We start from the raw sequence: 20,220 nt of genomic DNA, 5'->3' as shown, positions 1-20,220 counted from the left end.
TTGATTCAACTCTTTTGCAAATAAAGCAAAATAAAGATTCTGTAGTTGATGCACATAACCAAGCTTGAGAATTTTAATACCTTGTAAATTCTTGTTTTTAACCACCCAGCTATCAATTACAGACTTAGACTCACCAATACTTTTCACATAACCCTGAAGCCAGGAACTCCCATTAAGAAAATTTACAATATTACCTGTCCTTAACTCGTTCGATTCCATATGCTAAAATAGCAAATTCAATCAAGATACTTTAGATGCAGTAAAAATGCTACTGATATTGCCTGCATGTTTCCTAATCCGTTCTGATTTGTTAGTTTTGACATCTGAATCATACAACCGGAGAAATAGCTGAAATCTCCGGATACATTTAACTAAAGAATACCATGAATCATTGGCTCGTAAAAAGTGAACCCTTTAAATACAGTTGGGAAAAGTTTAACCAGGATGGAAGAACCTTCTGGGATGGTGTAAGAAATTATCAGGCACGCAATAACCTGAAATTGATGAAAGAAGGGGACCTTGTATTATTTTACCATAGTAATGAAGGAAAAAATGTGGTTGGAATTGCTAAAGTGGTAAAAGAATTCTATCAGGATCCGACTACAGAAGATGCCAACTGGGTAGTGGTTGACCTTGCTCCGCTGGAAGCTTTAAAGACTCCGGTTAGCTTAGAGCAAATCAAAGCAGAAGAAAGCTTAAAAGATATTTCCCTGGTTAGACAGGGACGCTTGTCTGTCATGCAGCTTAAAGCAGAGGAGTTTGATAAGATCCTGGAAATGGGTTCCGTTTAATGTTCTGCAGGTGATGCAACTTGCACTGTTTTCTTTGCAGATAGCAAACCAATACTCATAATCAGGCTTGACCCCAATACCACCATGAAGAGAAAAGCCGTGCCTACCTCTGGTATTTTTAGTGCCGGAGGTAGGTTAAAATACAATAAGATACTGATCAGCCCTCTGGGGGCAATAAAAGATTCTGTGCCGCTATTTTCCTTTCTGAAAAGTTTCAGGTAAACAAAACGGATAACAAATATCGTAGCCAGGATAATCAGTCCGTTTGCAATCACAATTCCATCATTCAGCGCATAGATATTCATAGTGAATCCGAAGATCACGAAGAAAAACGTGCGGATAATAAAAGCACTTTCCGCTGATAGCTGATACAATTGTGTCAGGTCATTTGATAAATTCTTATAGATAAATACGCTCCTGAAATAAGCATGCTTTATCGTATCTGCATTGTTCAGGAACAGGCCAAATGAGAGGATGAGCACCAGTGACGACAAATGGTAGGATTGTCCGATGGCATATACCAGAATCAGGATCGAAATGATCAGGAAGAATTTGATATGGTGTGAAATCCTGCCCATCAGGTAGAGCAAGGTAATCCCCGAAACGGCAGAAAGTATGAGGATCAGTATCGTATTCAGCCCTAATCCTGCAAATGAAGAAACAGAGATATGAGGGTTCGAAATGGCGAAATTGAAAAGGATAATCCCTAATATGTCGGAAAAGGAAGATTCGTAAATGATAAATTCTTTCCCTTTATTACTTAAAGCTGCGGCAGAAGGAATGGCAATTGCAGAACTGATCACGCTGAAAGGGATGGCGTTGGTAAAACATACGTACAGCTCTTTTCCGGTGATCTGATAGATGATAAAGGTAATGATCGATACTGTGGCTATCAAAATAAAAAAAGCCGACAGGAATGCTCCTTTGATCAGTTTGTTTTTCTCCCGCTCATATTTGAGTTCCAGGGAGCCTTCAAAAACGATCAGGATTAGCCCCACAGTGCCTAATGTAGGCAGGATCGTCAGAAAATTAAAAGTATGTAGCTGAAGATTGTCTACCAGTACACGTAAACCAATTCCCAAAAGCAGGAGCAGCAGTACAGAAGGTAGTTTGGTTTTACTGGCTACAAGATCAAATAGGTAAGAAAAAATGACAAGTCCGCTTAAAATAATGAGTGTCGTGTATGTCGTCATATTTCCTTTTTAATTTAATAACGGATTTATGTGGCTATGGTTTTAATCTTCGAAGAACAGCGCCTTAAGTTCTTTAGCATCATTGGCTTTCATTTTTCCGCCAAGGATTAAACGCAGTTGTCTTCTTCTTAAAGCCCCCTCAAATAACTCGGTTTCCTCTGTTGTTTCCGGCTTTAGTTCCGGTACCGGAATGGTTCTTCCGCTTTGGTCTACCGCTACAAAGGTATAATAGGCCTCATTTGATTTTACACGGCTTCCTGAAGGAATGTTTTCAGCCCATACATCAAGTCTCACTTCTACAGAAGTATTGAATGCACGGGTAACTTTCGCTTCAATGGTGATCACATCCCCAAGTTTGATCGGTTGTTTGAAAGATACGTTATCTACAGATGCGGTAACGACGATCCGGTTACAGTGTTTCTGAGCAGAAATAGCCGCGGCGATATCCATCCAGTGGAGCAGTCGGCCCCCCATTAAATTGTTAAGTGTATTGGTATCATTCGGCAATACCAATTCATTCATGATGGTGAAAGATTCTTTCGGGCTTTTTATTTTTGTGCTCATAATTTCTGCAAAAGTAAGTAAAAATGAACATATCTACCAGATAAATGCGGTAATACCAATGCCAAAGGTCAGGTGGTTGAACCTGGTCTTGATATGGTCATCAGGTACGTGTTCGTAAATGTAATGGCCGTCATCATCGATGTCCTGAAGGATATCCATATCAAATTCATGGGCAGATCCAAAATAGGTGGTATAGGCCTTAATGGCCGTATTTCTGCCAATTCTTTTTTGAATACCTATGCCTGCAGACCAGCTTGGCGCAGCTTTGGGTTTATATTTCAGGTATGGCAATTCTGCTGTCCCGTATTCTTTCTGATATTCTTCTTTGATGTTGAGGATAATGTTCCCCTTACTGCCCGAAGAAAGTCCTGCATTTAATTTTGCGGTAACAAACCAGTTGTTGGCTAGCGGGAGACTAAAATAGGGGCCTATATTCAGGTACCTTACCCCAAGCGCCTGAGTGAACAAATCATTGCTGATCTCCCTGATGTCCGGACCAAGGTCTGCCTTTTCTGAACTTAATGGGAAACTGGTAAAGGCAAACTCTCCGCCAATGCCGAAATTTTTATTGAGGAACCAGGCACCCTCCAGCCCATAATTAAAGCCATCCCGGCTATAGACACCGCCATCTTCTACTGCGGCCAGATCTCTGCTGGTCGCAGTGGCATAACCAAGGTGCATCTCCAGAAAACTTGGTCTGGCCTGAATAGGGATGGGGTTTCTTTTTACAGGTTCATTCATGCCCCTGTTTTTAAATAGCTGGTCGGTAATCAGATAGCCGACTTCCGTGGAGAGAATCCCCACACCAGCACCGGCAAGTACGTCTGTTACCCAGTGTCTGTTATTTAAACCCCGGCCTAAAGCGGTTGCTGTGGCCATCGCATAGCCTGCAACCCCATATAGCGGGTGCCTGTATTCGCCGTATTCTTTATCCAGAACTGCCGCATTCATGAAAGCCATTGCGGTATGTCCGGAAGGAAAGGAATTCTTTGAACTGGCATCAGGACGTTCTACTCTTGCAGTGTGTTTTACACCGTTCACTACTGCTCCCATTATTCCGAGGGAGAAGGCATAGGAAACAAAGGCCCTTTTCGGACTGTGCTTTCCTTTTACTCCTGCCATATTCAGGGCCACAACCGCGGCGGCGGGGGCATATTGAAGGTAATCATCGAACTTATACCTGAATGTTGGAATGAACCGGTTCCTTACCTCTCTGATCTCTTTACGGTGAGGCCAGGTCAGGGCAGTAGCTCCGAACATCAGAACCGGAACCGTGGATTTTTTAACAAAGGAACTTTTCCAGAAATGGTTAGCTGTGGGCTGTTGTAAAGTGCTGTCTGCATATTGTGCCCTTCCAATGAAGGGGCTGAAACTGAGGCATCCGGCAAATAGGAGGGAGTAAAAATGAAATCTGAACTGCATGGTATTCGTAAAATGCTTTAACGGATTAATATACCCGTAAATTGTTGTCGCCACCGGATAAAATTAATATCCTTCAAAGATAGGGAATTCTGTAAAGCCTGATAAACAAATTATAAGGTCTGGTGTTATTGTTAAACATGGACAATCAAACGCTGCTGCAATATTTTCATTGGTACTATAATGAAGAAGCAAAGTTATGGGATAAAGCAAAAAATGAAGCGGAAGCACTCGCCGGGACAGGTATTACGGGGCTTTGGTTTCCTCCGGCTTATAAAGCAAGTTCGGGAGCTTCTTCTGTAGGTTACGACCCTTATGATCTTTACGATCTGGGTGAATTTAATCAAAAGGATACGGTAGAAACGAAGTATGGGTCTAAGGCTGCTTATCAGGAAGCCATAAAGGTGTTGCAGCAAAATGGAATTGCGGTTATTGCGGATGTGGTCTTTAACCATAAGGCGGGAGCTGATGAGCTGGAAAAGGTGATGGTCAGGTCTGTCAATCCTGAAAACAGAGAAGAGTTTACTTCAGAAGCATTTGAAATTGAGGCATGGACCCGGTTTGATTTCCCTGGAAGAGGAGGACAATATTCTTCGTTCATATGGGATAAAGATTGTTTTAGCGGAATAGACTGGGCGGAGGACCGGAAAGAAACGGGTATCTTTTCCATTCAGAACCAATATGGGGAAGGATGGGAGGAGGTACCCTCTAAGGAACTGGGAAATTATGATTACCTGATGTTCAATGACCTGGAGTTCAGGAATCCGGAAGTGAGGGCAGACCTGAAACAATGGGGAGAGTGGTATGTTCATACCTGCGGCATGAGGGGATTCCGGCTGGATGCAGTGAAACACATCTCTACTGAGTTTTTAATCGATTGGCTGGACCATATGAAAGCTACTTTTGAAGAAGGTTTTTTTGTAGTAGCAGAAAACTGGAATATCGAAAGCCGGGAAGAGCTTCAGCATTATCTGGAGCTGACAGAGGGGAGAATGCAGCTGTTTGATTCCCTTCTTCACCGGAATTTTCAGCTTGCAGCCAAAGAGAAGGAACATTACGACCTGACTAAAATATTTGACGATACCCTGGTTCAAAGTCATCCTTTGCTGACGGTTACTTTTGTAGACAACCATGATTCGCAGCCTTTACAGGCATTGGAATCTTACGTGGAATGGTGGTTTCGCCCACTGGCCTATGCCTTAATCCTTTTTCGGGAGCAGGGGATCCCCTGCCTTTTTTATCCTGACCTGTATGGGGCGAAGTATACAGATGAAAATAAAGAAGGGAAAGAGGTGAGCGTAGAACTTCCGGTATTGTCTTCCTTAAGCGCAATGGTTAAGATCAGAAAGGCACTCGCTTATGGACCACAGCGCGATTACCTGGATTTTTCCAATTGCATCGGCTGGACAAGGGCAGGGATCCCCGAAAAGGAAGATTCCGGCCTGGCAGTATTGATGAGCAATGGAGCGGAAGGTTTTAAGGCAATGGAAATGGGGATCGAACATCAGGGAAAGCTCATGATCGATGCAATAGGTGGTAGAAAAGAGGAAGTAAGGGTAAATGAAACCGGTTGGGCAGAGTTTTTCTGTGATGCGGAAAGCCTTGCAGTATGGGTATTTAAACAGGAAAACTAAGCTTTATCTTTTGGTGGTATTCACATTCACAAAACCAATGAGTTCTTCCCAGCGGGAACCCGGTCTGCGGTAATAGACAAATACCTGGTAGGTGTTTTCTGTTTCGAAGAAAGACCCTTCAAACAGGGACTGATCTGTTTTTCCGCTTTGCTTATCCAGCCATACATACTTATAATCGTATAAGCCTTGTTTTAACTTGATGTTTTTATAAAAACGACGACGGGAAGGCTCATAACTGAGCTTACTCGCTTCATTTAATACATAGTTATTGAAACGGCCCACTACATAGGCGTCTCCTGCGGTAGCCGGAGGGCTGGCATTTAAGCTAAACTGAATATTGGCATAATCGCTGTCTGTATTTGGATCCCGGCCTTCCATATTTCTGATGTAGAAGTTGCCGTTCTCATCAAACCTGTTGGTAAACTTGGCGGCATTGCCGTTGATGTCGGTAAAGAGGGTAACGTTAATCGCAGTATCTTCTCTGATGATTTCCTGTACATTCTCCGCTTTATACCGGAAGCTGCGGATATCAAACTTTCTGAATTCATTCCCTGCAGGGAAATCGTTGCTGTTCAGGTCGTTGTATACCAATGCGCCGGGTCTGATAAAAGTTGGGTTTGTATTGAGTATGGCAGTCTGAGGAATGCCATTTTGCATGATGACCGCTTTTAAATCAAGGGAAGGATTCTGTATCGGCGTAGTATGGGCGATGGTCAGATCTATCTTCTGGTTGCGCTGACGCAGGGAAACCTGCTGACTTGCCGTAACATTAATCCCTACATCGACTTGTTTACCAACCACATAAAACCGTTGAGAGAGCACAGCCTGCTGAGGATTACCTTCCTCGTATACTTTCAGTAAGTAGTTACCGGATATTTTCGGTTTAATCTGGGAGTTGGGTAAGATCAGGGAGTAATTGGTGTATTTCTGTAAAGTGCTGAAAGAATATTTATATTCCGTAATTCTGTCTTCGGAAAGGCCCTCCAGGTAATCCAGCGGGGAAAGACGGGATGGCTTCCAGTCGGAAGTACACTGCTCTATGGTATAGGAATAGATTTTACTGCCACCATTCAGGTCATCAAAAGAAAAATAAAGCTGTTCGTTAGAGTTCAGTGCGATAACAGGCAGGGATTGTTCTTTCTGTGTATTGTAACATTGTACCGTCCTTATTTCGGGCAGGTAAACTTTATTGTCGTATACAAATTGCCGGTTCTGAGCCACAGCAATCTGTATACTTAATAACAGCAGGAATAAGAATCCGCCTGGTTTTATCATTTTTCTTCCATTTCCATAATGTCCGAAGCCAGTTCTTCCCATTTATTCTGGGCATTGTCCAGCTCGTGCTTGGCATCAATATAATTTTTGTTGGCTGCTGCCAGTTTTACTGCATTTGAATATACAGTTTCATCGGCAATTTCAGCTTCTATACTTTTTACATTTTGTTCGAAAACAGCGATCTCTGCTTCAATTTTCTTCAATTGATCATTCAGCTTTTTTAATTGCTGCTGATTGCTGGGAGCCGCTTTCTCTTCTGCTACCTTTGGCTTCACTTCTTTGTCAGGTCTGACCGGAACAGTGGAAGGAGCAGCAGGAGGCCTTTTGGCATTCCATTCCTCGTATTCCGCATAAGTACCCGGATACTCTTTAATGTCTTTATCTTCGATGAACCATATTTTATTGGCCACATTATCCAGGAAATACCTATCGTGAGATACGGCAATAAAAGTACCTTCATATTGGGTTAATGCCTGGATCAGAATGTTTACAGATTGAATGTCCAGGTGATTCGTAGGCTCATCCAGAATCAGGAAGTTAGAGTCTGTTGTTAAAGACTTCGCTAATGCTACCCTTGATTTCTCTCCTCCGGATAATACGCGGATTTTCTTGAAAACATCATCACCGGTGAAAAGGAAACAACCCAGGATACCACGTAATTCTGTATCGGTATGCTTAGGGGCAAATGCCTGAAGTTCCTCCAGAATGGTATTGTCCAGGTGTAAAGATTCCAGCTGATGCTGAGCAAAGAAAGTGGTGGTTACATTATGACCGGTTTCGCATTTACCCTGAAAGGCTTCTGCACCTGCAATGATCCGTAGCAAGGTGGATTTACCCTTACCGTTGGCACCAATTAAAGCAATTTTATCACCTTTTTCAATTACACCTTCGGCATTCTCCAGGATATCTACATTCGGATAGCTTTTTGTGGCTTCCTCTATGCGGATTACGTGGCGGCCGGATGGCTTAGAGAACTTAAACTGGAAGTTAACTGTCGGGTTGTCATCATCAACATCTTCCACACGTTCCATTTTGTCCAGGGCTTTCATCCTTGACTGTGCCATTTTTGCTTTGGAAGCTTTGGCACGGAAACGTTCAATCAGGCGTTCTTCCTGTTTGATCTTTGCCTGCTGGTTTTTAAACTCTCCTTTCTGGATTTCACCGCGAAGGGCTTTTTCTTCCAGATAGAAGGTGTAATTTCCGGCGTAAGGGGTGAGTTTTCCTTTGCGGGATTCTACAATACGGTTCACTACTTTATCTAAGAAATACCTATCGTGAGAAACGATCACAATGGCACCTTCAAAGCTTAACAAATAAGTTTCCAGCCATTTGATGGAAGGTAAATCCATGTGGTTGGTAGGCTCATCGAGCAAAAGGATATCTGGTGTCTGCAAAAGTATTTTTGCAAGCATTACCCTCATCCTCCATCCTCCGGAGAAAGTATTCAATGGCCGGTGCTGATCTGCAGTACTGAAACCCAGACCTGCAAGGATCTCATTGGCTCTGTATTCTATGTTATACCCGTCTAAGGCCTCAAACTCCTGTTGCTTATCGCTCAGTTTGTTTAAAACTTCTTCAGAATAGTCAGTTTCAATCTTTTTTAAGAGTACTTCAATCTCATCATGAAGTTGATTTTGGCGCTCAAAGGCCTCCATCGCAACGTGTAAAATACTATGGTGTGAATCGTAAGAAAGTAAATCCTGGTTCAGGTAACCTATCTTCAGGTCTTTGGACATGGAAATGGTACCCGAAGAAGGGCCATACTCTCCAACTATTATTTTTAGAAGGGTAGATTTACCGGTTCCGTTGGCTCCGATTAATCCAATTCTCTCGCCTGGTTTAATGTGCCAGTTTGCCTCTTCGTATAAAGCTCTGGAGCCTATCAGGAATGTTAAGTCGTTTATTGAAATCATTTGCTACAAAAATACAATTTTGTTTGCTCTTCATCTGTATATTATTAGCGATCGTTTTGTAATTTATTTTCCTTGTTTTACAGGGTCTAAAGGGTTGTTTTTTGCGTGTTTCTGCAGTTTTGCTAAAAAGCTGTTCCTCAGGCAATCTGCGGGATCAGGAATTTTATCTGCATTCTTAGTATTTTGTTAACATAACTGCGTATTTTTGCGTTTTGTCTAAACACCTTCTATTATTCTTTACATGTATCGTCTAATTAAGCCCTTATTCTTTCAGTTTGATCCCGAAAAAGTGCACCATTTTGTGGTGAAACAACTGAATTGGTTTCACAATCATTTCCCTTTAGGGAAGACCGTTTTACGCAGCAGCTTTGATGTCAATATCAAAGGGCTGGAGCGTGAGGTCTTTGGGATTAAATTTAGAAATCCGGTAGGTCTTGCCGCGGGATTTGATAAAAACGGAGAATATATTGAGGCATTGAGTAACCTGGGGTTCGGCTTTATTGAAGTCGGAACTGTTACCCCATTACCGCAACCTGGAAACGACAAGCCAAGGATGTTCCGCCTGCAGGAAGATGAGGCAATCATCAACCGCATGGGCTTTAATAATAAAGGGGTGGATACGCTGGCAGAGCGTTTGAGGCTGCTGAAGGACAAAGATAAAACCATCGTGATCGGTGGAAATATCGGAAAGAATAAGAGTACCCCTAACGAAGAGGCGGTAAACGATTATATCAAATGTTTTGACCGCCTGTTTGATGTGGTGGATTATTTTGTAGTCAATGTGAGTTCTCCAAATACACCAGGCCTGAGAGAATTGCAGGAGAAAGAGCCGCTGATGCATTTACTGAATACTTTACAGCAAAGAAACCAGACTCATGAGGTTTGCAGGCCAATCCTGCTGAAAATCGCTCCTGACCTGACTGATGAACAGCTGGATGATATCGTAGAGATTGTAATGGAAACAAAGATTGCAGGTGTAATCGCGACGAATACGACTATTGACCGGTCCGGGCTGCATACAAGTGATGCCGTCCTGAATGAAGCCGGAGGACTGAGTGGGAAACCTTTAACCGTTCGTTCAACAGAAGTGATCAGGTACCTGTCCAATAAATCAAATAAAGCATTTCCGATTATCGGGGTAGGAGGGATTCATTCTCCGCAGGATGCCAAAGATAAGCTGGAGGCCGGAGCTTCTCTGGTGCAGCTGTATACCGGTTTTATTTATGAAGGTCCTGGTATCGTGAAAAGAATTTGTAAAGAACTCGTTTAAGCGGGTTCTTTTTTTATTCTTTTAACATCATTTAACTTTTATTAACGCAACTTTGTTGTATTTTTACTGTTGATCTAATTAGGGATGATTAGGTTAATAGGTAATTATATGAGTAGCGGCGTGGTAACCGCTACTTTTTTATAGGCATAAAAAAAGACCTTAGGATATCCTAAGGTCTTTTTCTTGTGTTTTGAAACAGAAACTTATGCTTTTGCAGTAAGTTTGTCTAAGACTGCATTGTTTTTAGCCAATTGATCTTTAGTAGATTGTTTAGAACGGCTACCTAATTCAATGTTTGTAGCTAACTTTAAGTTTTTCACGTCTAATTTAGCGAAAGTCTTATTTCTTCTGTCTTTTCTTTTTAATCTCGTAACTGCCATGGTGTAAACCTTTAATTTTTTAATTTATTATAAATCTGAGGTCGAGAGCGGATTCGAACCGCTGTAGGAGGTTTTGCAGACCTCTGCCTAGCCACTCGGCCACTCGACCTGTTGAAATTCAGGATGCAAAAATAGTAATTATAACTTAGTATGCAATTTATTTCTGAAAATTTCTGCTAATATCTGCGCATAGTATTGCAGCACAAACAGCTACGTTTAAAGATTCTGCTCCTCCAATCCTGGGAATGGTGACCGGATCGGTAATCAATCCGATGATTTCCGGGGAAATTCCCTGCCCTTCATTACCCAAAATGACCAATCCTTCCTTTCCCCAGTTCGTATCATAGATGCTTTTGCCATTAAATACCGCCCCGAATACCGGAATAGTTGTTGCCGATATAAGAGGAGCAAGGTCCTGATAAAAGACATTTACCCTGCTTAATGAACCCATCGTTGCCTGTACGGTTTTTGGATTATAGACTTCCACTGTATGGTTGGAGCAAATGATCTGTTTAAAGCCAAACCAGTCTGCAGTGCGGATAATGGTACCCAGATTTCCCGGATCCTGTACATCATCGAGTACTAAAGAAAAAGTATTTTGGAGTTGTCTGATGGCCAACGCCGGATTTTCAGGGATATGAACGAGGGCAAGAATCCCTTGTGGGGTTTGTAAGGTACTAATCTTATCCAGTTCGGCGTTGTTTACTTCAAATAACTTTATATTTGCCGGTAAAGCGGGGAGTAGCGGCTGATATTGTGCCAGATAGTAGATGCTATGAATCTGGTATGAAGATTGAATAAACTCTGCAATAGATTTTATACCTTCAATAATAAATATCCCATTTTCTTTACGGTACTTTTTTTGATGTAACGATTTAATAAAACTTATTTGAGATTTTGAAAGCATACTATAATTATAAAAAGAATGTCGGGTTTCGTGCAATATTACTACTTATTATTGTTTTTGTCACAGGATGTTCCTCAACAAAATATATTGAAGACTACCAATCCGTTGTTAAAAAAGTAAAAATTGACAGCTTAAATAAAACTTTCGAAGAAGAGGCTTACAATTATATTCAGAAAGACATCAGGCCTACCTCCACAATCGGGGTGAATGTGTTTCTGTACAATATTTTCAATACCAAGAACGGTCGTTATAAAACGAGCAATATCAAGTCTATTGGAAGTCCGCCACCTATTCTGGATAGTGCGCTGGTAGAAATTTCTCGCAACCAGATTGAAAAATACCTGGCTTCCAAAGGTTATTTTATGGCAAAGGTAAAATCAGATATCAAGGTGAAAGACCAAAAAGCAGAAGTGCTTTTTACCGCGAAGATGGGGCCCGAGTTTTCCATCAGTGAGATTGATTATCAGATTCCCGATCAGACGGTGAAAGACTTGTATTTGTCAAAAAAGGATTTGTTTACCCATTTTAAAAAGGGCATGCGTTACGATGATGATTCCCTGGGATACGAAAGAGACCAGATTTATCAGATGATGAAGGAAAACGGGTATTTTGATTTCGCCAAACCTTATGTGAAATACCTGGTCGATTCTAATAGTAATGCAAGCAAGGCAAAAGTAACTTTGCAGATTGATAATCCATTGGATAAACCACATCATGTTAAATATACGATCGGAGAAACCAATGTATTGATTGCACCAAATTCAGATGGATATCCGGATTCCATAGTCTTAAATAAGCGGATCTTTAGGGGATTGAGGTATACCGACCTTTCAAAAAAGTTCAGAAGAAACCCGATAGTCAGGTATAACTTTTTACGTCAGGGGGAGCAATATGATATTCGGAATGAAAACGTCACTTTCGACCGTTTGTATGAGCTGAATGTTTTCAAAAATGTAAAGATTGATTATCAGAAAGCCAAAGACAGCTCCAATAAGGTGAACCCTTTTATTCAGTTGATACCTCAGAAAATCATGAGCAACAGGGTGGAAGGAGAAGTTCCTTTTAACGGGGGGACGGTAGGTTTCACATTGAGTAACACTTATACGAATAACAACTTTCTCAGAGGAGCTGAACGCTTTGAATTTCAGGTTAAGGGAGGCCTACAGTCAAGAATCGGACAAGGGGGTAACCTCTTCAGTGATATTTACCAACGTGATTTCTCGGTAAGCGCAAGTCTCTCTGTACCCAGGTTAATGGCCCCTATATTTTCCAAATATGTTACCGGAAAGGGAGGAATGCCACATACGGTTTTCTCTACCAGTTATGTATACGCCTTGCAGAAAGATTTTTTTAAACGTCAGGTGTTTTTAACCTCTCTGACCTATGAATTTATCGAAACCAAATCGAAGCTGCATTCCCTTACTCCTCTGAATTTTGAATATCGGTTCGGTGGATTGCTCTTTAATGAAACCGATAGCGCAGGAGGTATTCCTGATATCGTGAAGAACAATCTGTATACGATAAGGTTGTTGAAGCGTAAAGACATTACTCTTGGTATCAAGTATGTCTATTCCCTGAATGCAGACAAGTTATTGAGCAATCGCAGTTTTGTTTACCTGAGGGGAAATGTGGATGTGGCAGGAAATCTGCTGCAGGCAATTTCTAAAATCGGAGGTGGAAAATATGATCCTGATAACGAAAATTATGCTAAAATTTTAGGGCTTCCCTTTAATCAATACTTCCGTCCCGAAGTCGACATCCGTTGGTACAAAGGATTGGGAGGTGATAAGCAATTCGTAGCCAGGCTAAATGCGGGAGCAGGTTTTGCTTATGGAAACTCAAGAGAAATTCCTTTTGAGAAGTTATTCTTTGCGGGAGGATCCTCAGGAGTCAGGGCATGGCAGGCAAGAACACTTGGCCCTGGTAATTATAACCGGGGAGACCGCTTGGATAGTAAGGAGGCCCGCCAGGCGCTTTATGGCATTGACCAGTTGGGAGAGATGCACATTGAGGCCAACCTGGAATACCGGTATAAGCTGCTGGATAAATTTTTTGGAGCTAAGTTAAAAGGGGCTGTGTTTTTAGATATGGGAAATGTTTGGAATATCTCTGATGCTGCCTCCGGATATCCGGAAACGAGGTTCCAGCTTAAAAATCTAGGCAAACAGATCGCTATCGGTACCGGAGTAGGACTTAGATATGACGTACAATATTTCGTGTTCCGCTTTGACGTCGGACTAAAACTTAAAGACCCGCAATTCACCGGATCAGACCAATGGGTGATCAGTAAGTTCCTCAGCGGAGCCAGAGATTTTAAAAACGTCTATAAGGAGAAAAATTCACCGGATAGCTACCGCTTCGTACAATACAACTTTGGAATAGGAATGCCTTTCTAGAACATTTTCTTTAAACCGTCAAAGACCGTTTCAAAGAAAGTCGAGACGTTGAGGCCATTGCTATGGTTGAAATAAAAGAAAATCAGCAAAAGGATTACCGCAACGATGATGAATTTCCGGAATGCAAAGGCCAGAAAGACCAGGATAACCGGAAACAGGATCAGCCACATGCTATTGATCGTATATGGATTTAGCGTGCCGTCCTTTTTGTAAACGTATAAAAGCTTACTGTGTGTGCCTTTATCATTCTGGTGTTTAAGGTACACAAATGCAGACCTTTCCAGCTGTAAGGGCAAGACCCCAACCCCATCATTAAAGGTGATGGATTGGGTAAAACCACTCACCGTAAACGTATATATCCCATTAATTTTTTCGATCGGATTGCCTAGTGAGTCTGCCGCAATAATGGCCAGCTTGCTGTTTTTGAGCAAACTTTCTTTAACAATAAAGTTATTGATGTCTGCATTTTGTGCAGAAACGACTACAGAACTCAGGAATAGAAAAAATAATAAGAATATATGTTTCATTGGGCTATAAATCATTTATGATCATAAAAAACATCCCAAATGTAGCAAAAGCACTTATGTTTTCAGCTGTTGTCCGGTAAATTATCAATTCAGAATGAAAATGTTGTAAGTCAGCAGGCTTGCAAAGCATACCCATAAAAAATAAGGGATGAAAAGGAGCCCCGCTGCCTTATCTATTCTGTAGAAAACCAATGCATTGATCACTATTGCAATCAGCAATGCGAAGATTTCAAACAGGGCTGCACCAATTGAATGGGCATAGAAAAACAGAAAAGACCATAAGATATTCAATACGATCTGTATAAAATAAATCGCGATAGTACGTGGAAAATGAGCTACCTGATCTCTCTTTTGCCAGACCAGATAGGCGGAAACGCCCATAAGAATGAATATGGAAGTCCATACCGGAGGAAAAAGGCTGTCGGGGGGATTAAACGAGGGCTTAGCTAAAGTGGGGTACCATGTTTTTACAGAGGTTAAAGTCAGGATACTGCCCAGCGCGCCGGCAGCTAAAGGAATGGCTAGATTAATGACAAAAGCAATGGGATTGAACTTCATCTGTTTATTTTTTGATAAGCTTAACAAAATAGCGGGCAGACTGTTTGACCGGCCAGGGCGAAGATAAAGAAAACTAACAATTACTTAACTTTAACTTTGTTTAGTATTAATAAACAAAGTTTAGTATTGCAGAATATATAAATATTCTAAGATGCCCATAAAATTAGTAGTGTTCGACATGGCCGGTACCACCGTAAAAGATAAGAATTACGTAGGTCTGGCTTTCCAGCAAGCCATGAAAGCCCATGGCTATGAAGTAAATATTGAAGCCATCAATCCAATTATGGGTTATGAAAAACCTATAGCTATAGAAATGATTCTTCAGAAAGAGGAATCAGACCCTGGTAAAATTACCGCCACATTAATTGCTGATATCCATGCTGATTTTGTATCCTTCATGATCAATTTTTACCAGACCTCAGCCGATGTAGTCCCGCTTCCGAATGTAGAAGATACTTTTATTCAGCTGAAGAAACGGGGAATAAAAATCGGATTGGATACCGGATTTTCAAAAGATATCGCAGACATCATCATTTCCCGTCTGAAATGGGAAGATACCGTTGATTACATGGTAGCAAGTGATGAAGTACCCCAGGGAAGACCTTATCCGGATATGATTAAAAAGATCATGGCAGGGTTAAATATCACTGATCCGATGGAAGTGGCGAAGGTAGGGGATACCGAGGTGGATGTAAATGAGGGCTTAAATTCGGGTTGTAAATACACTATTGGTATTACCACGGGTGCATTTACCCATAATGAATTGCTGCAGTATCATCCTACGCACATCATTGATGACATTTCGGAAGTATTGGAAATCATCAGTCAGTAATTTCAGGATGAGCCTCTTACAGCATTGCCGGAACAAGGTTGCCGGATGGTCGTATTACCAGATCTCAATATTGGCTGGTTTGGCAGCTTTTGGTTGCTATACGAGTATGTATGCTTTTCGAAAAGCATTTACAGCAGGTACCTTTGATGGACATAGCTACCTGGGGATAGATTATAAAGTATGGCTGGTCATTGCCCAGGTATTGGGTTATACGTTCAGCAAATTTTATGGCATTCGTTTTATCGCAGAGTCCTCAGGAAAAAACAGAGGCCGTAGTATCCTTAAACTGATTGGGGTCTCCTGGCTGGCATTGCTGGGCTTTGCACTGGTTCCAACCCCCTGGAATATTGCCTTTCTGCTCATCAATGGTTTTCCATTGGGAATGATCTGGGGCCTGGTTTTTAGTTATCTGGAAGGGAGGCGCAATACCGAGTTTATGGGAGCAATCCTGTCGGTCAGCCTGATCTTTGCTTCGGGCTTTATAAAAACAGTGGCCAGAACAATCATGGACTTTTTTCCGGTAAATGAATACTGGATGCCTTTTTGTACCGGTTTGCTGTTTGTTGTTCCACTCTTGTTGTTTGTCGGTTTTCTGGAAGTGATGCCCCCGCCAACGAAAGAAGATCAGTTGCTGAGAACGAAAAGAGCACCAATGGATGCGGCGCAACGCAGAAAATTTATCCTTAATTTCCTGCCTGGAATTGTGCTTACGGTGATCATCTATGTCGTACTTACAGTAATCCGCGACCTGAGGGATAACTTTGAAGTCGAGATCTGGCATGACCTGGGGGTTACCGATAACCATATTTATACCAAAATAGACGGTTTTATTGCCCTCGTCGTATTGTCGCTGGTGAGCTTGCTGATCCTGGTAAAGAATAACCTGAGGGCATTTATCATCATCCATGGAATGATCATCGCAGGATGCGCACTCACAGGGATTGGAACGCTGCTCTTTGATGCACATTACATCAGTCCGGTGGTTTGGATGGTCATGGTAGGAATGGGCTTGTATATGGCTTATATTCCTTACAACGCGATTTTCTTTGAACGCATGATTGCCACGTTTCACTACAAAAGCAATATCGGTTTCGTGATGTATATAGCGGATTCTATCGGATACCTGGGAAGTGTGAGCATCCTGCTGTTCAAAGAGTTTGGAGACGCAGACATCAGTTGGGGGCATTTCTTCAGACAAAGTGCAGTCATTGCGGCTGTGGTAGGGGTTACCTGCAGCATGTTCTCCCTGCTCTATTTCCGTCAGAAAAGTTTAAAGAATAAAAAAAAGAAAGTAATATTACCCTTTCCGGCTTAAAACAGAACCGAAAGAGGTCTCTTATAAACAGGATTAAAAAATTGAAAAATGAGTACTAAACATTATGACCTGATCGTAATTGGTGGAGGAATACTGGGCACTTTTCATGCTTACCATGCTTTAAAAAGTGGTAAGACGGTGTTGCAGCTGGAAAAAGACAATTATCCGGTTGGTGCTACCGTAAGAAACTTTGGTCAGGTGGTTCCCTCCGGCATGTCGGGAGTATGGTTTGATTATGGTGTCCGGGGCCTGGAGATCTATCAGGAAATCCAGCAGGAATTTGATATTTCGGTAAGAAAAAATGGCAGTGTATACCTGGCTTCTGATGAGGAAGAACAAAACCTGATCCATGAGTTAAAAGCTCATTATGATACTTTAGGTTATACTCAGGAGATCCTTGGAAAAGAACAGATCCTGACCAGATATCCCGCTATCAAAGGAACCTATGCGAAAGAAGCGTTGTTCTTTGAGCAGGAAGTTAGTGTAGAACCGGCTTTAATGATTTATCGTTTGCAGGAATTTATGCAGGGGAAATTTAAAGGATATACCTTACTGACCAATTCGCCGGTAATTGATTGTGCTGCCAGCGGACAGGGAGTTGAAATACGCTTGTCCGGAGGCCGGATTTATTCGGCAGATAAAGCGGTACTTTGTAATGGCTACGAATTTAAGTTATTGTTTCCCGAGCTGTTTGCCAGCAGCGGCCAGGTGGTCAGTAAACTACAAATGATGCGTACTGTTCCAATGCCGGAGGTGGCATTGGAAGGAAACATCCTGACCGGTTTAACGATCAGAAGGTACGAGAGCTTTGAAGAGTATTGCCCTTCATTTAAAAATCTGACCATTCCTGAGCATTACCGGGAACTGAAAGAATGGGGAATCCACCTGCTCTTTAAGAAAGCGGTAGATGGTAGTTTTATCATTGGCGATTCTCATGAATACGCTGCAGCAAACCATTTCGATGATCTTGGCTTTAATGTAAAACAACACATCAATGAACTGATGCTGAAGGAGGGGGAAAGGATAGTGAATTTTAACCTCCGAGATATGGGGACTACCTGGGCCGGGTTTTATCCGCAGCACCCTACTGAAAGGATTCTGGAATATGATATCGACAATTGCATCCATATCCGTACCTGTATCGGAGGGAAAGGCATGACTGCAAGTGCCGGTTATACCGAAGCGAGTATGAAGAAAATCCTGGAAATGTAGCTATTGTCGCTGCTGATAATTGATGCCCTTACCTTCTTCACAATAGCATTTCAGACTGTATAGAAAGAAAGCCCAGTTATAATTGCAATGCCGGTAAAACTCCGTTACATCAGCCCATCCGGTCTGTTTCAGGGTAACAAAGGTTTTTCCGTTTTTCTCTTCCAAATCAAAAGAAACACTTGTTCCTATCCATTCCGGATCGGAGTCTATACAATGCCACAGGATGCGCTGGTTAGGTACAAGTGTTTTGATCTCAAACCGGTCTGTGTCTTTGCCAAAGCTGAACTCGTTGATAAAACCAGGCTCTGCTTTTACATTCAACTCCGTAGTCCAGACAGAAGACAATCCTTCTTTAGTGGTCAATGCCTCATATACCTTTGCTATGGGCGCCCGCAATACGTTAATGTGTTCTATACTCGCCATTTCTTTTTTTATTAAAGTTAAGTTCAATCCGGCCAGATTAAAAGAGGAAAACAGAATTCTTAAGGGGGTATTCAGGACAAATCATCAGTGTTAATAAAAAGATCTGTATAAAAGCTTATGTTTATTTGTAATTATTCTAAATAGACGTATATTTGAGGACGTTAATAAATAAACTAATTATTAAAAAAATAGCCGTACAGCGCTAACTGCACGGCTGATCACCTGATGGTGAAGAACTCTTAACCTTGAACAATTAAAAGCAATGCAATTTAGAGATTTTTTGTTGACGGGCATAGCTTGCAATTATTTTTTGCTAACACACCTTTAGCTATTGCCCATGACAGTCAGAACTACCCCCCTTAAAAAGAAAAAACATCCACGCTCTTTATTTTACCGGATTTCTGCCTGGCTTCACCTCTGGCTGGGGCTGGTAACAGGAATTATCATGGTCATCGTTTGCGTTACAGGTTGCTTGTACGTTTTTATTGATGAAATCAAAGCAATATTAAGCCCGGAAACGAATGTAGTTAAACAAGATAAACCGGTGCTTACTCCCTCTCAGCTATCTGATGTTGCAGCGAAATTGTACCCGGATAAAAAGGTCAGTTATGCTGCTTACCAGCAAGGTAAAGCCGTTACCCTCGGACTTGGAGAAGGAAGAAGGGGAAACACCATGCTCCACATCAACCCTTATACCGGGAAGGTGATTAAAACAGAAGTGCATGAAAAAGGGGGGACGGATTTCTTCAGCTTCGTACTTTCCGGACATCGCTTTTTGTGGTTGCCGTATAAAATCGGCAGACCGATCGTGAATTACAGCACATTGATATTTGTCATCACTTTAATTACAGGCATTGTATTGTGGTGGCCAAAGAAATGGACGAAAAGTACCAGAGAACGAAGTTTTCAGATAAAATGGGGGGCTTCATTTAAGCGGGTCAATTATGATTTGCATAATGTACTCGGCTTTTACTCCCTGTTTGTGGTACTGGCTATTGGATTAACAGGAATGGTGTACGGGATCGAATGGTATAGTAAAGGTTTGTATTGGGTTACCTCAGCTGGCCAGAGCCTGCCCGATTACCGGAATGTTCAATCTGATTCCTTACAGGTAAATAAGTTTTATACCCCCCGGGCCGCAATGGACCTTGCCTGGAAACAGGTAATCAGCAAAAGCCCGGAAGCACAGGGCTTTTATTATGGTTATCCGGATACAGCGGATGCAAAGTCTACAATTAATATCTATATCTACCCTACAGCAGGCAGGTATTACGACAATAGGAGCTTTGCTTTTGACCGCCATACGTTAAAGGAATTCCCGGCACATCCGGTTTATGATATGAAATTTTCTGAGGCCTCTTTCCCCGCAAAACTCCGGAAAATGAACTACGATATTCACGTAGGCTCTATATTGGGCTTACCTGGTAAATTTCTTGCCTTTTTTGCCTCCTTAATCGGCGCTTCTCTCCCTATAACCGGCTTTGTCATCTGGTGGGGCAAAAGAAAAAAGAAACCTAAAAATAACATTGCTGCAAAATCTAAACCTCCGGTTAAGAAAGCTGCTGTGCTCGAAGAAAGTATTACCTAATCACAAATAATTATAAAACGAAC

Annotated in this window: 18 protein-coding genes and 1 tRNA gene; 8 read left to right on the top strand and 11 right to left on the bottom strand. The window is 41.8% G+C overall.

Going from position 1 to position 20,220, the window contains the following annotated elements; translation table 11 throughout:
* Positions 1-383: 383 nt before the first annotated feature.
* The gene (locus tag BFS30_RS03360) at positions 384-791 is read left to right on the top strand and encodes an EVE domain-containing protein (RefSeq protein WP_069377973.1); all 408 of its coding nucleotides are present in this window, start codon (positions 384-386) and stop codon (positions 789-791) included.
* On the opposite strand, the gene BFS30_RS03355 is transcribed toward BFS30_RS03360, so the two are convergent.
* From BFS30_RS03355 to BFS30_RS03345, 3 genes are read right to left on the bottom strand one after another with little or no spacing between them, the layout of a single operon-like run.
* Positions 788-1,984, bottom strand: coding sequence for a sodium:proton antiporter (locus BFS30_RS03355; protein ID WP_069377972.1), 1,197 nt, complete (start codon positions 1,982-1,984; stop codon positions 788-790). The two genes, BFS30_RS03360 and BFS30_RS03355, sit on opposite strands and share 4 nt — an antisense overlap.
* 42 nt (positions 1,985-2,026) lie before the next feature.
* The gene (locus tag BFS30_RS03350) at positions 2,027-2,548 is read right to left on the bottom strand and encodes an acyl-CoA thioesterase (RefSeq protein ID WP_069377971.1); all 522 of its coding nucleotides are present in this window, start codon (positions 2,546-2,548) and stop codon (positions 2,027-2,029) included.
* Between the two features lie 33 nt (positions 2,549-2,581).
* Entirely contained in the window at positions 2,582-3,970 is a 1,389-nt protein-coding gene (locus tag BFS30_RS03345) for a phosphatase PAP2 family protein (RefSeq protein WP_069377970.1), read from the bottom strand.
* A gap of 137 nt (positions 3,971-4,107) precedes the next feature.
* Here BFS30_RS03345 and BFS30_RS03340 point away from each other — a divergent pair, with 137 nt between their 5' ends.
* Complete coding sequence (locus tag BFS30_RS03340) at positions 4,108-5,601, top strand: alpha-amylase (RefSeq protein WP_069377969.1); 1,494 nt, start codon at positions 4,108-4,110, stop codon at positions 5,599-5,601.
* A 3-nt stretch (positions 5,602-5,604) separates the two neighbouring features.
* Here the strand turns inward: BFS30_RS03340 and BFS30_RS03335 are convergent, their stop codons facing one another.
* Positions 5,605-6,918 carry a DUF5103 domain-containing protein gene (locus BFS30_RS03335; RefSeq protein WP_237028707.1) on the bottom strand — a complete coding sequence of 438 codons (1,314 nt, stop codon included), beginning with the start codon at positions 6,916-6,918 and terminating at the stop codon, positions 5,605-5,607.
* Complete coding sequence (locus BFS30_RS03330) at positions 6,873-8,789, bottom strand: ABC-F family ATP-binding cassette domain-containing protein (protein ID WP_069377968.1); 1,917 nt, start codon at positions 8,787-8,789, stop codon at positions 6,873-6,875. Before BFS30_RS03330 ends, BFS30_RS03335 begins: the two co-directional genes overlap by 46 nt.
* Positions 8,790-9,030: 241 nt before the next feature.
* Here BFS30_RS03330 and BFS30_RS03325 point away from each other — a divergent pair, with 241 nt between their 5' ends.
* Positions 9,031-10,059 carry a quinone-dependent dihydroorotate dehydrogenase gene (locus BFS30_RS03325; protein WP_069377967.1) on the top strand — a complete coding sequence of 343 codons (1,029 nt, stop codon included), beginning with the start codon at positions 9,031-9,033 and terminating at the stop codon, positions 10,057-10,059.
* A 203-nt stretch (positions 10,060-10,262) separates the two neighbouring features.
* Here the strand turns inward: BFS30_RS03325 and BFS30_RS03320 are convergent, their stop codons facing one another.
* From BFS30_RS03320 to BFS30_RS03310, 3 genes are all read right to left on the bottom strand, one after another.
* On the bottom strand, positions 10,263-10,439 hold the full coding sequence (locus BFS30_RS03320; RefSeq protein ID WP_069377966.1) for a spore protein: 177 nt from the start codon (positions 10,437-10,439) through the stop codon (positions 10,263-10,265).
* A 38-nt stretch (positions 10,440-10,477) separates the two neighbouring features.
* Positions 10,478-10,548: transfer RNA gene (locus BFS30_RS03315), tRNA-Cys, on the bottom strand.
* A gap of 48 nt (positions 10,549-10,596) precedes the next feature.
* Positions 10,597-11,346 (bottom strand): TrmH family RNA methyltransferase, encoded by a 750-nt coding sequence (locus BFS30_RS03310; protein ID WP_069377965.1) that lies wholly within the window; start codon positions 11,344-11,346, stop codon positions 10,597-10,599.
* Between BFS30_RS03310 and BFS30_RS03305 the strand changes: the two genes are divergently transcribed.
* Entirely contained in the window at positions 11,337-13,742 is a 2,406-nt protein-coding gene (locus BFS30_RS03305; RefSeq protein WP_069377964.1) for a BamA/TamA family outer membrane protein, read from the top strand. The genes BFS30_RS03310 and BFS30_RS03305 overlap by 10 nt on opposite strands.
* Here the strand turns inward: BFS30_RS03305 and BFS30_RS03300 are convergent.
* Both BFS30_RS03300 and BFS30_RS03295 read right to left on the bottom strand, forming a co-directional pair.
* Positions 13,739-14,269: a hypothetical protein gene (locus tag BFS30_RS03300; RefSeq protein ID WP_069382274.1), complete on the bottom strand. Its 531-nt coding sequence runs from the start codon at positions 14,267-14,269 to the stop codon at positions 13,739-13,741. The genes BFS30_RS03305 and BFS30_RS03300 overlap by 4 nt on opposite strands.
* Positions 14,270-14,353: 84 nt before the next feature.
* Positions 14,354-14,827 carry a TspO/MBR family protein gene (locus BFS30_RS03295; RefSeq protein ID WP_069377963.1) on the bottom strand — a complete coding sequence of 158 codons (474 nt, stop codon included), beginning with the start codon at positions 14,825-14,827 and terminating at the stop codon, positions 14,354-14,356.
* Between the two features lie 151 nt (positions 14,828-14,978).
* Here BFS30_RS03295 and BFS30_RS03290 point away from each other — a divergent pair, with 151 nt between their 5' ends.
* The 3 genes from BFS30_RS03290 to BFS30_RS03280 are packed head-to-tail and all read left to right on the top strand — an operon-like array spanning position 14,979 to position 18,186.
* Positions 14,979-15,659, top strand: coding sequence for an HAD hydrolase-like protein (locus BFS30_RS03290; RefSeq protein WP_069377962.1), 681 nt, complete (start codon positions 14,979-14,981; stop codon positions 15,657-15,659).
* Positions 15,660-15,666: 7 nt separating this feature from the next.
* The gene (locus BFS30_RS03285; protein ID WP_069377961.1) at positions 15,667-16,974 is read left to right on the top strand and encodes a DUF5690 family protein; all 1,308 of its coding nucleotides are present in this window, start codon (positions 15,667-15,669) and stop codon (positions 16,972-16,974) included.
* A 48-nt stretch (positions 16,975-17,022) separates the two neighbouring features.
* A complete protein-coding gene (locus BFS30_RS03280; RefSeq protein ID WP_069377960.1) occupies positions 17,023-18,186 on the top strand; it encodes a TIGR03364 family FAD-dependent oxidoreductase in 1,164 nt (387 codons plus the stop codon).
* Here BFS30_RS03280 and BFS30_RS03275 read toward each other — a convergent pair whose 3' ends face one another.
* A complete protein-coding gene (locus BFS30_RS03275; protein WP_237028706.1) occupies positions 18,187-18,636 on the bottom strand; it encodes an SRPBCC family protein in 450 nt (149 codons plus the stop codon).
* A 310-nt stretch (positions 18,637-18,946) separates the two neighbouring features.
* Between BFS30_RS03275 and BFS30_RS03270 the strand changes: the two genes are divergently transcribed.
* Complete coding sequence (locus tag BFS30_RS03270) at positions 18,947-20,197, top strand: PepSY-associated TM helix domain-containing protein (protein WP_069377958.1); 1,251 nt, start codon at positions 18,947-18,949, stop codon at positions 20,195-20,197.
* Positions 20,198-20,220 lie beyond the last annotated feature (23 nt).

Source organism: Pedobacter steynii (genome assembly GCF_001721645.1).
Lineage (GTDB): Bacteria > Bacteroidota > Bacteroidia > Sphingobacteriales > Sphingobacteriaceae > Pedobacter > Pedobacter steynii_A.
Note: the sequence above shows the minus strand (reverse complement) of the source record. Positions and strands in the feature narration are given on the sequence as shown.

What these genes read in the sequence shown, in the direction of transcription:
- BFS30_RS03340 (WP_069377969.1), top strand. Translation starts at nt 4,108, where the DNA reads ATGGACAATCAAACGCTGCTGCAATATTTTCATTGGTACTATAATGAA.
- BFS30_RS03295 (WP_069377963.1), bottom strand. Translation starts at nt 14,827, where the DNA reads ATGAAGTTCAATCCCATTGCTTTTGTCATTAATCTAGCCATTCCTTTA.
- BFS30_RS03335 (WP_237028707.1), bottom strand. Translation starts at nt 6,918, where the DNA reads ATGGGAAGAACTGGCTTCGGACATTATGGAAATGGAAGAAAAATGATA.
- BFS30_RS03310 (WP_069377965.1), bottom strand. Translation starts at nt 11,346, where the DNA reads ATGCTTTCAAAATCTCAAATAAGTTTTATTAAATCGTTACATCAAAAA.
- BFS30_RS03320 (WP_069377966.1), bottom strand. Translation starts at nt 10,439, where the DNA reads ATGGCAGTTACGAGATTAAAAAGAAAAGACAGAAGAAATAAGACTTTC.
- BFS30_RS03285 (WP_069377961.1), top strand. Translation starts at nt 15,667, where the DNA reads ATGAGCCTCTTACAGCATTGCCGGAACAAGGTTGCCGGATGGTCGTAT.
- BFS30_RS03330 (WP_069377968.1), bottom strand. Translation starts at nt 8,789, where the DNA reads ATGATTTCAATAAACGACTTAACATTCCTGATAGGCTCCAGAGCTTTA.
- BFS30_RS03360 (WP_069377973.1), top strand. Translation starts at nt 384, where the DNA reads ATGAATCATTGGCTCGTAAAAAGTGAACCCTTTAAATACAGTTGGGAA.
- BFS30_RS03355 (WP_069377972.1), bottom strand. Translation starts at nt 1,984, where the DNA reads ATGACGACATACACGACACTCATTATTTTAAGCGGACTTGTCATTTTT.
- BFS30_RS03345 (WP_069377970.1), bottom strand. Translation starts at nt 3,970, where the DNA reads ATGCAGTTCAGATTTCATTTTTACTCCCTCCTATTTGCCGGATGCCTC.
- BFS30_RS03300 (WP_069382274.1), bottom strand. Translation starts at nt 14,269, where the DNA reads ATGAAACATATATTCTTATTATTTTTTCTATTCCTGAGTTCTGTAGTC.
- BFS30_RS03290 (WP_069377962.1), top strand. Translation starts at nt 14,979, where the DNA reads ATGCCCATAAAATTAGTAGTGTTCGACATGGCCGGTACCACCGTAAAA.
- BFS30_RS03270 (WP_069377958.1), top strand. Translation starts at nt 18,947, where the DNA reads ATGACAGTCAGAACTACCCCCCTTAAAAAGAAAAAACATCCACGCTCT.
- BFS30_RS03325 (WP_069377967.1), top strand. Translation starts at nt 9,031, where the DNA reads ATGTATCGTCTAATTAAGCCCTTATTCTTTCAGTTTGATCCCGAAAAA.
- BFS30_RS03350 (WP_069377971.1), bottom strand. Translation starts at nt 2,548, where the DNA reads ATGAGCACAAAAATAAAAAGCCCGAAAGAATCTTTCACCATCATGAAT.
- BFS30_RS03280 (WP_069377960.1), top strand. Translation starts at nt 17,023, where the DNA reads ATGAGTACTAAACATTATGACCTGATCGTAATTGGTGGAGGAATACTG.